The sequence below is a fragment of the Serratia sp. OS31 genome (assembly GCF_014164835.1).
In the GTDB taxonomy this organism is placed as follows: domain Bacteria; phylum Pseudomonadota; class Gammaproteobacteria; order Enterobacterales; family Enterobacteriaceae; genus Serratia; species Serratia liquefaciens_A.
Window position 1 is genome coordinate 33,755 of the sequence record NZ_JACJFQ010000012.1, and the last position, 13,173, is coordinate 46,927.

At 58.0% G+C, this 13,173-nt stretch carries 14 protein-coding genes; 7 read left to right on the forward strand and 7 right to left on the reverse strand.

Going from position 1 to position 13,173, the window contains the following annotated elements; genetic code table 11:
* Window positions 1–83 precede the first annotated feature (83 nt).
* From H5P17_RS12165 to H5P17_RS12175, 3 genes are all read left to right on the forward strand, one after another.
* A complete protein-coding gene (locus tag H5P17_RS12165) occupies window positions 84–1,094 on the forward strand; it encodes a LacI family DNA-binding transcriptional regulator (protein WP_044553186.1) in 1,011 nt (336 codons plus the stop codon).
* A 139-nt stretch (window positions 1,095–1,233) separates the two neighbouring features.
* Window positions 1,234–1,578, forward strand: a complete 345-nt coding sequence (locus H5P17_RS12170; protein ID WP_182823146.1) for a type II toxin-antitoxin system RelE/ParE family toxin — start codon at window positions 1,234–1,236, stop codon at window positions 1,576–1,578.
* A 5-nt stretch (window positions 1,579–1,583) separates the two neighbouring features.
* On the forward strand, window positions 1,584–1,886 hold the full coding sequence (locus H5P17_RS12175) for a helix-turn-helix domain-containing protein (protein ID WP_182823148.1): 303 nt from the start codon (window positions 1,584–1,586) through the stop codon (window positions 1,884–1,886).
* Window positions 1,887–1,919: 33 nt separating this feature from the next.
* On the opposite strand, the gene lysA is transcribed toward H5P17_RS12175, so the two are convergent.
* Window positions 1,920–3,182, reverse strand: coding sequence for a diaminopimelate decarboxylase (gene lysA, locus H5P17_RS12180; protein ID WP_182823151.1), 1,263 nt, complete (start codon window positions 3,180–3,182; stop codon window positions 1,920–1,922).
* Between the two features lie 140 nt (window positions 3,183–3,322).
* Between lysA and H5P17_RS12185 the strand changes: the two genes are divergently transcribed.
* Window positions 3,323–4,246 carry a LysR family transcriptional regulator gene (locus H5P17_RS12185; protein WP_182823153.1) on the forward strand — a complete coding sequence of 308 codons (924 nt, stop codon included), beginning with the start codon at window positions 3,323–3,325 and terminating at the stop codon, window positions 4,244–4,246.
* On the opposite strand, the gene H5P17_RS12190 is transcribed toward H5P17_RS12185, so the two are convergent.
* Window positions 4,236–5,390, reverse strand: coding sequence for an MFS transporter (locus H5P17_RS12190; protein WP_044553194.1), 1,155 nt, complete (start codon window positions 5,388–5,390; stop codon window positions 4,236–4,238). The genes H5P17_RS12185 and H5P17_RS12190 overlap by 11 nt on opposite strands.
* A gap of 317 nt (window positions 5,391–5,707) precedes the next feature.
* Window positions 5,708–6,616, reverse strand: coding sequence for a LysR family transcriptional regulator (locus H5P17_RS12195; RefSeq protein WP_044553195.1), 909 nt, complete (start codon window positions 6,614–6,616; stop codon window positions 5,708–5,710).
* A gap of 108 nt (window positions 6,617–6,724) precedes the next feature.
* Here H5P17_RS12195 and H5P17_RS12200 point away from each other — a divergent pair, with 108 nt between their 5' ends.
* Both H5P17_RS12200 and H5P17_RS12205 read left to right on the forward strand, forming a co-directional pair.
* Entirely contained in the window at window positions 6,725–7,609 is an 885-nt protein-coding gene (locus H5P17_RS12200) for an MBL fold metallo-hydrolase (RefSeq protein WP_044553196.1), read from the forward strand.
* 77 nt (window positions 7,610–7,686) lie between these two features.
* On the forward strand, window positions 7,687–8,337 hold the full coding sequence (locus tag H5P17_RS12205) for a DsbA family protein (protein WP_044553197.1): 651 nt from the start codon (window positions 7,687–7,689) through the stop codon (window positions 8,335–8,337).
* Between the two features lie 49 nt (window positions 8,338–8,386).
* Here the strand turns inward: H5P17_RS12205 and H5P17_RS12210 are convergent, their stop codons facing one another.
* The gene (locus tag H5P17_RS12210) at window positions 8,387–9,094 is read right to left on the reverse strand and encodes a tetratricopeptide repeat protein (protein ID WP_182823155.1); all 708 of its coding nucleotides are present in this window, start codon (window positions 9,092–9,094) and stop codon (window positions 8,387–8,389) included.
* A 191-nt stretch (window positions 9,095–9,285) separates the two neighbouring features.
* On the opposite strand from H5P17_RS12210, the gene H5P17_RS12215 reads away from it, so the two are divergent.
* Window positions 9,286–11,022 carry an ABC transporter ATP-binding protein/permease gene (locus H5P17_RS12215; protein ID WP_182823157.1) on the forward strand — a complete coding sequence of 579 codons (1,737 nt, stop codon included), beginning with the start codon at window positions 9,286–9,288 and terminating at the stop codon, window positions 11,020–11,022.
* 39 nt (window positions 11,023–11,061) lie between these two features.
* Here the strand turns inward: H5P17_RS12215 and agaF are convergent, their stop codons facing one another.
* The 3 genes from agaF to agaW are packed head-to-tail and all read right to left on the reverse strand — an operon-like array spanning window position 11,062 to window position 13,169.
* Window positions 11,062–11,496, reverse strand: a complete 435-nt coding sequence (agaF, locus tag H5P17_RS12220) for a PTS galactosamine/N-acetylgalactosamine transporter subunit IIA (protein WP_044553199.1) — start codon at window positions 11,494–11,496, stop codon at window positions 11,062–11,064.
* A gap of 10 nt (window positions 11,497–11,506) precedes the next feature.
* Window positions 11,507–12,400, reverse strand: a complete 894-nt coding sequence (locus tag H5P17_RS12225; protein ID WP_182823160.1) for a PTS system mannose/fructose/sorbose family transporter subunit IID — start codon at window positions 12,398–12,400, stop codon at window positions 11,507–11,509.
* Window positions 12,390–13,169, reverse strand: a complete 780-nt coding sequence (agaW, locus tag H5P17_RS12230; protein WP_020828422.1) for a PTS N-acetylgalactosamine transporter subunit IIC — start codon at window positions 13,167–13,169, stop codon at window positions 12,390–12,392. Before agaW ends, H5P17_RS12225 begins: the two co-directional genes overlap by 11 nt.
* Between the last annotated feature and the right edge of the window lie 4 nt (window positions 13,170–13,173).

A 13,173-nucleotide genomic window follows, 5' to 3' on the forward strand; every position in this document is an offset into this window, starting at 1 on the left:
AAAATCCCACGCAGCCAAGGGGTAAGCCTATGCTAGACTGAGCGATATTTGCCACAGCGGATGTTGAAAGGGGTAAGCCACTGATGATCACCATGTTGGATGTTTCCATTCGCGCGGGGGTATCCAAAGCTACGGTTTCACGCGTGTTAAATGGCACCGGCCAGGTGAAAAAGAGCACCCGCGATGCGGTGTTCAAGGCCATGGACGATTTGGGTTACCGTCCGAACTTCCTTGCCCAATCGCTGGCAAACAAAAGCTCCAACAGCATTGGGCTGGTAGTGTCCAATTTCGACGGCCCCTACTTCGGGCGCCTGCTTCGTCGCGCAGCCAAGCTGATCGAGGCCAGCGGCAAACACCTGATTGTGACCGACGGCCACGACACGCCGGAAGATGAACTGCAGGCGGTACAGCTGCTGGCGGATCGCCGCTGTGACGCCATCATCCTGTATACCCGTTTCATGTCAGAAACTGCGCTGATGAAGCTGCTGGACAGCCTGCCGGTGCCGATCATGGTGATCAACCGGGATCTGCCACAGGCGCGCGCACGCTGCGTGTTCTTCGAACAGCAAAAGGCGGCCTTCCATGCGGTGGATTATCTTATTCGGCAGGGACATCGCGACATCGCCTGCATAACCGGCCCCATCGCCACGCCCACCGCACAAGCGCGGCTGGCGGGTTATCAACAAGCATTGGAGCAGCACCATATTGCTTTCAATGACGCCCGCGTGGCCTACGGTGACAGCAGCGTGCAAAGCGGATATCAGGGCACACGGCGTTTGCTGGCCGAGAATATCGATTTCAGCGCGCTGTTCGCCTGCAACGACGACATGGCGGTCGGCGCGATGAAGGCGCTGCACGATGCGGGCAAGCGCCTGCCGCAGGATGTCTCACTGTTCGGCTTTGACGACGAGCCCAGCGCCGCCTATTTGCAGCCTGCGCTGTCCACCGTTTATCTGCCGATCGACGTCATGATCGAAGCCGCCATCAGCCAGGCTTTTCGTCTGATCAATGGTGAAGACACACAGCCACTCACCCCGTTCACCGGCGAACTGCGGCTGCGTGAATCGGTGCTCCCCGGGCCTTACGCCGACTGATCCCCCCGGGCGCTGTCGCTGATTGCGCGCTGCGCCGCATTTCCTCCACTACGATTTCCCTTGCCTGCCACTTAGCCGCATATTGTCACCACAATAGCCTTTACACTATATAGCATTAAAGCTATATTTGGAGCGTGACATGTGGCAGGTCGTAACCGTCAAGCGATTCGACAACTGGTTTTTATCATTAAACAGCGATCAACAAAAAAGCCTGTTGGTGGGCATCTTTAAACTACAGGAATTTGGCCCTTTGCTGGCGCGTCCTCATGCCGATACGCTACACCACAACGGTCAAATACAGCATCTGAAAGAGTTGCGCATTCAGCATCGCGGTCGTCCGTTTCGGGTTTTCTTCGCCTTCGACCCACAACGACAAGCGGTCCTACTGTGCGGCGGCGATAAAACTGGCGACAAACGCTTCTATCAGCGACTGTTGCCCATCGCTGCCAGTGAGTTTTCACATTATTTGGCAACCCAGAGGTAACGCATATGGCTAAGCCTTTAGCAAACCTGATCGAAAAGCTTGACCCCGCCGTAGTTAAAGCAGCGAGGCAAAAAGCAGACAAAGAAATTTTTGAACTGCGGCTGGCAATGCTGCGGGAAGAACTGGCAGTGTCCCAGGTGGAACTGGCGAAACGACTGGGCATCAGCCAGCCTTCGGTCGCCAATCTGGAAAAGCGTGGTAGCGAAATTAAACTCTCTTCACTGAAGCGCTACATCGAAGCCATGGGGGGGACGCTGTCGCTGGAAGTTCAGCTCCCTAATGGCCAGCATCGGCGAATGACGTTGTAAAATGGGCGCAGCACTGAACTGCGCCCGAAGCGATCAGATCAGTTCCAACGCAATCAGCTCTTCAATAGTTTGGCGGCGGCGGATCAAACGAGGCTCGCCGTTCTCAAACAGCACCTCCGGCAGCAGCGGGCGGCTGTTGTAATTTGAAGACATAGATGCGCCATAAGCGCCGGTGTCATGGAACACCAGATAATCGCCGACCTGCACCGGCGGCAGCTCGCGGGTTTCAATGCCGCCACCGGCCTGCTGGGTAAAGACGTCTCCGGATTCGCACAGCGGTCCGGCAATCACGGTTTCACGCAGTGGCTGGTGTGCGGTATCGCGACAGTCGGCCGGCAGCAGGGAAATATGGTGGTAGCTGCCGTACATTGCCGGACGCATCAAATCATTAAAACCGGCATCCACCAGCACAAAGTGCCGGCTGCCCATGTCTTTCACTGCCCGTACCTCGGCGACCAGCACACCGGCTTCCGCCATCAGGAAACGACCCGGTTCGATCTCCAGCTTCACCGGATGGCCCAGGTGGGCAGCGATACGCTCGCGCGCACTGTTCCACAGGCCAAAATAGTGTTCGGTATCAATCGCCTCTTCGCCGTACTGATACGGGATCGACAGACCGCCACCGGCAGAAATCGCACTGATGTCCTGGCCCAGGTCGATCACCTGTTGCACCATGGCATCGCAAACGCGTTCCAAATGCTGGTAATCCACGCCCGAACCGATATGCATATGCACGCCAATCAGCTTCAGACCGTATTGCTGAATTTTTTCCACCGCCTGCGGTAAGTCGGCATACCAAATACCGTGCTTGCTGTTCTCGCCGCCGGTATTGGTTTTCTGGCTATGGCCGTGACCGAAACCTGGGTTGATGCGCAGCCACACCGGATGCCCGACAGAGACCTGCCCCAGCTGTTCCAGCATGTCGATAGAACCGACGTTGACCGGGATTTTTAATTCGCTGACGCGTGCCAGAGTCGCGTGATCCAGCACATCGGCGGTAAACACGATTTCGCTGGGTTCGCCGCCAGGCTGAAAACCGGCCTGCAACGCACGTTCAATCTCGCCTAACGACACCGAGTCCACCTTGACGCCCTGCTCGCGCATCAGGCGCAGAATATGAATATTTGAGCAGGCCTTCTGGGCAAAACGGATCACGTCAAAATGACGCAGTTGGCTGATACGCTCACTGATGATTGCGGCATCATAGGCCCATACCGGGCAACCGAAACGCCTTGGCAAAGCCAACAGGTTAGCGGCGTTAAGAGCGGTAGAAGTGTCGTTCAGTGCGCGTGGCATAGTGATGTTCCCGGTTCGAAAATGGTATGGCATTAATGGTATGGCATTAATAGTGCCGCACTCTTTCTCGGGTGGAAAATATCTATTTAGCCATAGTCTATTCATCTATGATATGGCTTTGCTCATGATGGAGTCGCCCGATGCACGCGATAACCCTGCGCCAGATTGAAATTTTCTATGCGGTGATGACAACCGGCAACCTGACCGAAGCCGCCGCGCTGCTGCAAACATCGCAGCCCACCGTCAGCCGCGAGCTGGCGCGCTTCGAGAAACTGATCCAACTGCAGTTGTTCGAACGGGTGCGCGGGCGGTTATCCCCCACGGTGCAGGGCCTGCGGTTATTAGAAGAGGTTCAACGTTCCTATTACGGTTTGGATCGTATCGTCAATGCCGCCGCCGGTATCCGCCAGTTTCAGCAGGCGCAGCTTTCGATTGCCTGCCTGCCGGTATTTTCACAGTCGCTGCTGCCGGCGGTGTGCAAACCCTTTATCGATCGCTATCCGGAAGTCAGCTTCAGCGTGATACCGCAGGAGTCGCCGCTGCTGGAAGAGTGGTTATCGGCGCAGCGCCACGATTTGGGCCTGACGGAAAATACCCTGACCCCGGCGGGCACCGAGCGAATGACCTTGATGACGCTGAACGAGGTGTGTGTCTTGCCGGCCAGGCATCCGCTGCTGGCGAAAAAGCGGCTGACGCCGCAGGATTTTGCCGGGCAAAACTTTATCAGCCTGTCGAACACCGACAGCTATCGCCAACTGCTGGATTCGCTGTTCAGTGAGGAAGGCGTTGACCGCCGCCTGGTGATGGAAACCCACAGCGCAGCGTCGGTCTGCGCCATGGTAAAAGCGGGCGTGGGGGTATCGATAGTCAATCCGCTAACGGCGCTGAACTACGCCAACAACGGCGTGCACGTGCGGCCGTTTAGCATTGACGTGCCCTTTACCGTTAGCCTGATCCGGCCGCTGCACCGCCCGTCGTCGGCGCTGGTCACGGCCTTTACTCAACATTTGCAGCAACAGGCACAAACGCTGCCCGCCCGTCTGGCCGCCGTAATTACGCGCTAGCCGGCCGCTTGGCGCGGCTGAACGTCACCAGACACAGCACCAACCCGAGCAGTGCGATCCCCGCTGCCGCCAGCGGCACGCTGGTCAAGCCCAGCCCCTGAGCGATCACCACACCACCGACCCAGGCGCCGATGGCATTGCCGACGTTGAATGCGGCAATGTTCAGCGTAGACACCAGGTTGGGGGCCTTTTTACCGTAGGTCACCACGTTGATTTGCAGCGCCGGCACGGCGGCGAATGCCGCGGCGGCCCACAGGAACAGGGTAATTTCTGCCGGCACCATCGAATGGCTGGTCCAGCTGAACAAGGCCGCAAAGCAGGCAATCACCAGGAAAGTGCAGGTCAGCGTCAACGGCAAGCGCCAGTCCGCCAGACGCCCGCCCAGGATATTGCCCAGCGTCAGGCCAACGCCCATCAGCAGTAGCGTCCAACTGACGCCATGGGAGGAAACGCCGGTCACCTCGGTCAACAGCGGGGCTATATAGGTAAACAGCGCGAACATCGATGCGGCAAAGGCCACGGTCATCAGCAACGACAGCCAAATACCGCCGCCACGCAGCGCCGCCAGCTCTTTTTTCAGATCGGTCGGTGCCTCATCCTTCACGCTGGGCAGCTTGCTGTATAGCGCCAGCAGAGAGAACACGCCAATCACCGCCACCGCCCAGAACGTCGAACGCCACCCTAGCGCCTGACCCAAAGCCGTGCCTAGCGGGACGCCGAGCACGTTCGCCAGCGTCAGACCGGTAAACATCAACGCCACCGCCGAAGCCCGGCGGTTTGGCGGCACCAGATTGGCCGCAACGACCGCGCCGATGCCGAAGAAGGCACCGTGGCACAAAGCGGTGATAATGCGCGCCAGCATCAGGAAGTCATAGCTGTACCCCAGGGCGCACATAATATTGCCGAAGATGAAAATCACCATCAGCAGCAACAGCGTTTTTTTGCGCGGCAGCTTCGCGGTCAGCAAGGCCATGATGGGTGCACCGATAGCCACGCCAAGGGCATAGCCGCTGATCAGCCAACCGGCAGAAGGAATGGAGACCTGCAGATCTCCCGCCACTTCAGGCAGCAGCCCCATGATCACAAACTCGGTGGTGCCGATAGCGAATGCACTTAATGCCAGTGCGAGCAGAGAAACAGGCATGCGGAAAGCTCCCAGTCAACAAAGCCCCGGTGTCAGGCACGCGGGGCCGGTAAAAACACATAAAATTGACGGGCAGCCCGGCAGGCTGCCCGCGAAAAAGGGTCAGAGAGGGTGTTCAAAGAGCGGGGCTAACTGCTTAACCCTATAATTATTAAGTCTTATTCACGCTTTTCACGTTACAGAAATAGCACGCCGCCCCGCGTAAAAACCAGTGGCAAAACGGCCGCTGCGCACAAAAAGCCATGCCTGGCCCGCTAACTGGTTGAATGCGCTGATGATGAAAAATGTGTGAAAATGTTGCTAGTGTGTTAACGCCATCAGCGCAGCGTCGCCTGCCAGTCCGGATCCCTGGCAAACCACTCCACCAAGAAGTCCAACATCGTTCGCAACGTCGCCGGCATCTGGCGGCGTGAGGTATAGATACCGTAAATCCCCATCGACTGAGGCCGATAGTCCGGCAGCAGTTCAATCAGTTCGCCACTGGCCAGCAACGGGGCCGCCGAATAATAAGGCTGCATGGAGATGCCGGCTCCCTGCACCGTGCCCGCCATCAACACCACCGACTCATTGGCGCTCAGGTTGCCGCTGACCGCGACCGCCGATTTCACCCCCTGAAGGTCAAAATGCCACAGGCTTTTACCGAAGTAGGAGTAGGTCAGGCAGTTATGCAGCGCCAAATCCTGCGGGTGGCGCGGGGTGCCGTGCGCCGCCAGATAGGCCGGGGAGGCGCAGACCACGGAGGCGCAGGATGACAACGGCCGGGCGATCAGATTGGGATCCAGCTCATTGGTGATGCGCAGCGCCAGATCGATACGCTCCTCCACCAGATTTACCGTGCGATTATTCATTTGCAGATCCACCGCAACCTGCGGATGACGTTTCAGGTACTGCGCCACCGCGCCTACCAGCGCCGTCTGGCCCAGCGACTGCGAACAGGTAATACGCAACAGGCCGCGCAGTTCGTCGCTCTGCTCTCCTTCGACCAAATCAATCTCACCCGCCAGCGCCAGCATCTGTCGACACCGTTCCAGAGTACGCTCACCGGCGTCAGTCAGACTAAGCTTACGGGTAGTGCGATGCAGCAAACGCGCGCCGGCCCATTGCTCCATCTGAGCCAGGTAGCGCGTCACCATCGCCCGCGACATTTCCAACGTTTCCGCAGCGGCAATCATGCTGCCACGGTCAACGATGGTGATAAAAACCTCAGCTGCGGTAATGCGATCCATGATTCGTCCGATTTACGCAATGAATAATTGCTCATTATCCGGTTTTTCTATCGCTTTATGCAACCTAACATCTGTACAACATTAATCGCACCCCAAGGACCTCTGCCCATGTTTAAGAAATCATTGTTGACCCTGGCTTTTGCCGGCATCGCCACCGTAAGCACCTACGCCACCGCCGCCAATACCCTGACGATGGAAGTGTATAACCCAGGTGAGAAAAGCGTGTTCCCGGTGTCCTCCGAAATCATCAGCGGTAAAAACGAAGTCGCGCTGATCGACGCCCAGTTCCAACGCAACGACGCCGAAGCGCTGGTGAACAAGATCAAAGCGACCGGCAAGAAGCTGACCACCGTTTACATCAGCCATTCGGATCCGGATTTCTATTTTGGTCTGGACGTCATTAAAGCGGCGTTCCCGGAAGCTAAAATCATCGCGTCACCAGGTACCATCGAAGAAATCAACGCCACCAAAGACGGCAAAGTGGCGTACTGGGGCCCTATCCTGAAGGACAATGCACCGAAAGCGGTGGTGGTGCCTCAGGCGTTGCAGGGTGACAGCTTCACCGTAGACGGCCAGAAAGTGGAAGTGAAAGGCCTGACCGGCCCGACGCCGGAACGTACCTACGTGTGGATCCCAGCGCTGAAAGCGGTAGTCGGCGGTGTGCCGGTCGCCGGTGACAATATCCATCCGTGGATTGCCGATAACCAGACCGTTGAATCCCGCGCGCACTGGCAGCAAACGCTGGAAGGCATCAAGGCGCTGAAACCTAAAGTCGTGGTCCCTGGTCATTTCCTGCCGGGCGCAGACCAGACGCTGAAATCCGTGACCTTTACCCAGAACTACCTGACCACGCTGGAAGCTGAGCTGCCGAAAGCCAAAGACTCTGCGGAGCTGGTGGCGGCAATGAAAAAGCATTACCCGAACCTGAAAGACGAATCGAGCCTGGAACTGAGCGCCAAAGTGCTGAAAGGCGAAATGAAGTGGCCGCAATAAGCGCGCTGATACACACAGGCTAAGGCCTTATCGCTACCCGCCCGCCACCTGGCCGGCGGGTAAAACGAGGAATAAACATGACTGGCTCGACTCTGCATTACATTTTCGATCCGCTGTGCGGCTGGTGCTATGGCGCAGCCCCACTGGTGAAAGCGGCCAAAACCATTCCAGGGTTGACCGTCGCCCTGCACGCCGGCGGCATGATGACCGGCAACAACCGCCGTCAAATCACGGATGAATGGCGCAATTATGTGATCCCGCATGACAAGCGCATTGCGGAGTTAACCGGCCAGCCCTTTGGCGAAGCCTATTTCAATGGATTGCTGCGTGATACCACGGCAGTGATGGACTCGGAGCCGCCGATTACCGCCATACTGGCGGCACAGGCGCTGGCGGGACGCGGGCTGGATATGCTGCACCGCATTCAGGAGGCGCATTATCAGGAAGGCCGCCGTATCGCCGACACGCCGGTGCTGGAAGCCCTGGCGAAAGAGCTGGGCTTGCCCTCTGCTCCGTTTATCGCCGAAATGCGGTTTAACGCCGGAGCGCCAACCGCGCAGCACATCGCACAAAGCCGGGCGCTGCTTGCCAAGGTTCAGGGCCAGGGGTTCCCAACTTTCGCTCTGCAAGACAGCGAAGGCCAGCTGCGCCAGATCCCGGCGGGCAACTATCTTGGCAACGTTGAGGCCTGGAAAGAGTTATTGAGCGGCGCCGCCACCTGGGCGTAATAGCTGTTACGGCTGCCGGGTATTCAACGTATTGGATGCCCGGAGCTGATTATTCAACCCGCACAAAGTGCCCTTCCGCACGCACGTTAAAACCGAAACCGCAATCGCCCTGGGTATGCATGTCCAGGCCGTCGCGGGTGAATTGCATCGCCACATCGCAGGCCATCGCGTCTTCCGGTTCCCGCTGACGGTACACCGCCTTACCCTGCTCTATCGGCAACGTCTGAGCGAACTCTCCCATATTCGGCCCGTAATACAGGCCCATCTGCGGCATGTAATAGCCGGAGTAACTGATCAGCCAGCGTTCATCTTGCGGCTTGACCTCCACCTCGTTCCAGACGCCGCGCCCGGCATATTGCCAATAGACTCCGCCCGGCCCGGTGAGCGGCGCTCGCTTCGCCAGCCGCTCCTGCAACAGCTTGAGATTATGCTGGGATTTACTGTCCTGCGGCGCCAGAGCCAAATAGGCACGCGCCTTAAGCAGCTCGCCGGCGTGCATCAGCGCCAGCGCCACGTTGTTATAGGCGGTGGCGGTTGCCTGACGGTCCAAACCGCAAAACTCACTCCAGGCGGCCTGATCGCGGAAAATATCGGCGGCGCGCAGGTAATCGCCACGCTGGTAGGCATTTTTGCCCAACTCAGCATAACTGGCGACCTTGTGACAATCGGCATCAATATCCGGCTCGTCAATCTGCGCCATTGCCCGGTCGCTGGCAAGCGCACCATAGGCCAACAGCAGGGGAACCCACGCCTTCATCACTTATCCTTTCCGCAGTAAACGAACCCAATTTCGGCGCCAGTATAACCGCCAACCGCCACGGCATCACCCCTGACGATTCAGCCGCAATATTTCAAACGGTTAGCGGCGTCAAAACTGCTTACAGTCAGGGTTTGTTTGTTACCTGTCCCCGGCCCATGCTGAAAAAAAGACAAAACCTGCGAGAGTCCATGAACGCTACCCCCACACCCAAACACGCCGTCTGGCAACTGATCAAGCCCTTCTGGGTTTCGGAAGAGAAACTTCGGGCCTGGGCGATGCTGATCGCCATCATCGCCTTATCGCTGGGGTTGGTGTACATCAGCGTGCTGATCAACCAGTGGAATCAGGTGTTTTACGACGCGCTGCAAAATAAAAATTACCCGGTATTCAAGGCGCAGCTGTGGCGTTTTACCTATCTGGCGCTGATTTTCATCGTGCTGGCGGTGTTTAAAATTTACCTGACGCAAGGCCTGCAGATGCACTGGCGGCGCTGGATGACCGAAAAATTCATGGGCAAATGGCTGGCGCATCAGGCGTATTACCATACCGAACAGCAGCAAATCGTCGATAACCCGGACCAGCGTATCGCCGAAGATCTCAACGTGCTGACCCAATACACGTTGTCGCTTTCGCTTGGGCTGCTGTCCAGCCTGGTGACGCTGTTTTCTTTTATCGCCATTCTCTGGCACGTCAGCGGCCCCATTACCTTTGTCATCAGCCAGCATGCCATTACCCTGCCAGGCTATATGGTATGGTTCGCCCTGTTGTATGCCGGGTTGGGATCCCTGCTGATCTGGGGTGTGGGTAAGCCCTTGGTGCAATTGGGTTTTAATCAGGAACGCTATGAAGCGAACTTTCGTTTCGGCCTGATCCGCATCCGTGAAAATAATGATGCCATCGCGCTGTATCACGGCGAGCCGCATGAAGCACAACAGCTGGGTGGGCGCTTTGAAGCCATCCGTGCCAACTGGTGGTCAATCATGCGCATCACCCGGCGGCTCAATATTGCCTCCAATTTTTACAGCCAATTCGCCATTGTCTTTCCGTTGCTGGTAGCTGCACCACGCTATTTTTCCGGCGCCATTGAAATGGGGGGGATGATGCAGATTGCCTCCGCTTTTGGGCAAGTGCAGGGGGCGCTGTCCTGGTTCATCGACGCCTTCACCGATCTGGCCACCTGGAAAGCCTGCGTTAACCGCCTCGCCGGTTTTAACGCCGCCGTAGATCAGGTACACCATCAGCAGCGCGGCATTCTATTGCAGCAGGAAAATGAGCAGCCGATGTCCCTGGACCGCCTCAGTCTGCAACTGCCGGATGGCCAACGCTTGCTGGAGCCGACCTCAATGACGCTCAAACGTGGCGATCGCGTGCTGATCGTTGGCCCCTCCGGCTGCGGTAAATCAACCCTGTTGCGCGCCATTGCCGGTATCTGGCCGTACGGTTCCGGCGCGATTGGGCTCGACACCGCCAGCAGTACGTTATTCCTGCCGCAACGCAGTTATATTCCGATCGGTACGCTGCGAGAGGCGCTCAGCTATCCGCATCTCGCCGCCGAGTACAGCGATGAACAGCTGCTGAAAGTCCTGGAGAACTGTCGCCTTAAACACCTTCAGCGCTGGCTGGATACCAGCGCCAACTGGAGCCAGCGCCTGTCGCCGGGTGAACAACAGCGATTAGCCTTCGCCCGTGCGATCCTGACTCGCCCGGACATTTTGTTCCTCGACGAAGCCACCAGCGCGCTGGACGACGAAACCGAGCAACTGATGTACTGCCTGTTGGTGGATGAACTGCCGGACGTGACGCTGGTTAGCGTGGCGCACCGCAACAGCGTGGCGAAATATCATCAGAGCTGCTGGCGCTTTAGCCGCGCGCAAGAAAGCCAACCGGCACGTATGGCACTCAGCCCCTTGCCCGTTGCCGGCTAAGTGCCCGGGCGCAGCCTGTACGGTTGCGCCCGACTTTACTCAGATGCCGTCGGCCTGAACGTCCTCGCATTTCACCCGACGCCTTTCGTGCCACAGGCTGGTCAGCCCGCGCTTGCCGCACGCCAACGCCACTTCGCGAAACTCATCCAGGCTCAGCCCATCGCGTTCCAGCATCATTTCCGCTGCCAGCTGCATGTTTACCCCGGTCAACACTTCACAGTCACCGCGCTCGTCCGCCAGTTCGCTGGCGCAGCGGAACGGTGACCCCCCGAGCATATCGGTGAGAAACACCACGCCGTCCGTCTGGGCCACTTCGGCCAGCGCCGCGTTAAGGGCAACCCTTAACTGAGCGGTGCTCATCTGCTCCGGAAAATTGACCGCGACGCAATTTTGCTGCGGCCCCACCACCTGTTCCACCGCCTGCAGCAGGCCACTGGCAAAGCCGCCGTGGCCGGTAATGACAATGCCTGGCATAGCCCGTTCCTCACAGTAAACCGATAAATTTGCCGACCACCCCGATCACCACCGTCACGCCAATCAGTTTCACCGGCGAGAAGCCCCGCTTCATCAGGAAGAAGATCAGCAGCGTAAAGCACAGCGGCAGCAAGTTGGGCATCAGCTTGTCCAGCACGTCGGTCTGCAGCGCCACGCTGGCCTTGCCGGCATGCATCACCAGCGGGGTGGAAAGATGGACATAGGAAGCCACCAGCGCCCCGATCACCGTCATGCCGACAATCGAAGCGGCGTGTGATATTCGCCGCGTATGGGTTTTCAGCAGCGCCAAGGCGCTGGTGCCGGCCTGATAGCCATAGTGCGCCAGCCCGAACCGCAAGCCGAAGTGAAAAACGTTAAACAGCAGCAGGAAGACGATCGGCCCGAACAGGCTGCCTTCCAGCGCCAACGAGGCGCCGATCCCGGCGCAGATAGGTAACAACGTTAGCCAGAACAGCGCATCACCGATGCCGCCCAGCGGCCCCATCAGCGCCACTTTTACCGCACGGATGGTGGAGATTTTCTCCTTGTTCTGCTCCATCGCCAGCACCAGACCTGACAGGAAGGTGACGTCGAACGGGTGCACGTTGATAAACTCCATGTGCATCTTCATCGAATTGGCCAGATCCTGCGGATTGCGATGGATCTTGCGCAACCCCGGGATCAACTGATAAAGCCAGCCACCGGCCTGCATGCGTTCATAGTTAAAAGACGCCTGCAGCAGCAGGGAACGCCAGGCCATGCGGTTGATATCGCCACGGGTCAGCGCTTCTGCCGGCTCGCTGTCGATATAGTCGTCCTGGTCTACCTGGCTGGTCGCCAGGGCCTGCGCCATGCGCTGCTCCGCTTTTTGCGCCAGCAGATCGTCGGAATCATTAAATGCCATCTTCAGCATCCTCCTGTTGTACGGACGGTTTGGGCGTGTCCGCCCCGGATCGTTGGCTGTTAAAGAAATCGATCAGTGCGATCGCCAGTGCCCCCAGTGCCACCGCCAGGATCGGCAGTTTCAGGAAGGTGACGGAAATAAAGCCGAGGATGAAGTAAGCCACGTAGGTTTTTTTCATCATCACTTTCATCAACAGCGAGAAACCGATCGCCGGCATCATGCCGCCCGCCACCGCCAGGCCGTCCAGCAGCCAGGTCGGTGCCTTTTGCACCATGGCGCTGGCCGCATCGGCGCCGAAATAAATCGGCAAAAAGGCCACCACAAAATAGAACGCGAACAGGATGCTTATGCCGAGATAATTCACCCGTTCGATGCCGCGCCAGTTCAGCTCTTTCACCATCCGATCGCAGCGGTGCATCATCGGTGAAAACAGGGTAAACAGCAGCGTAATGCAGCCCTGCACCGCGATAGAAAACGGCACGGCCACGCCGATCGCCACCTTGGGATCGGCCTTGGTCAGGATGGCAAACGCCGTGCCGATCACCCCGCCAATCACCACGTTTGGCGGCTGGGCGCCCGCCAGCGGCACCATACCCATCCATACCAATTCCAGCGTACCGCCCACCAACAGGCCTGTGTACACATCCCCCAAAATCAGGCCGACCAGCGGCCCCAGCACCACCGGGCGATGAAAGTGGGTCAGGCCGTCAAACAGATCGACCCCCGCCAGCCCGGCCAACAGTGCAATCAATAACGCATCAGTTAACATGATT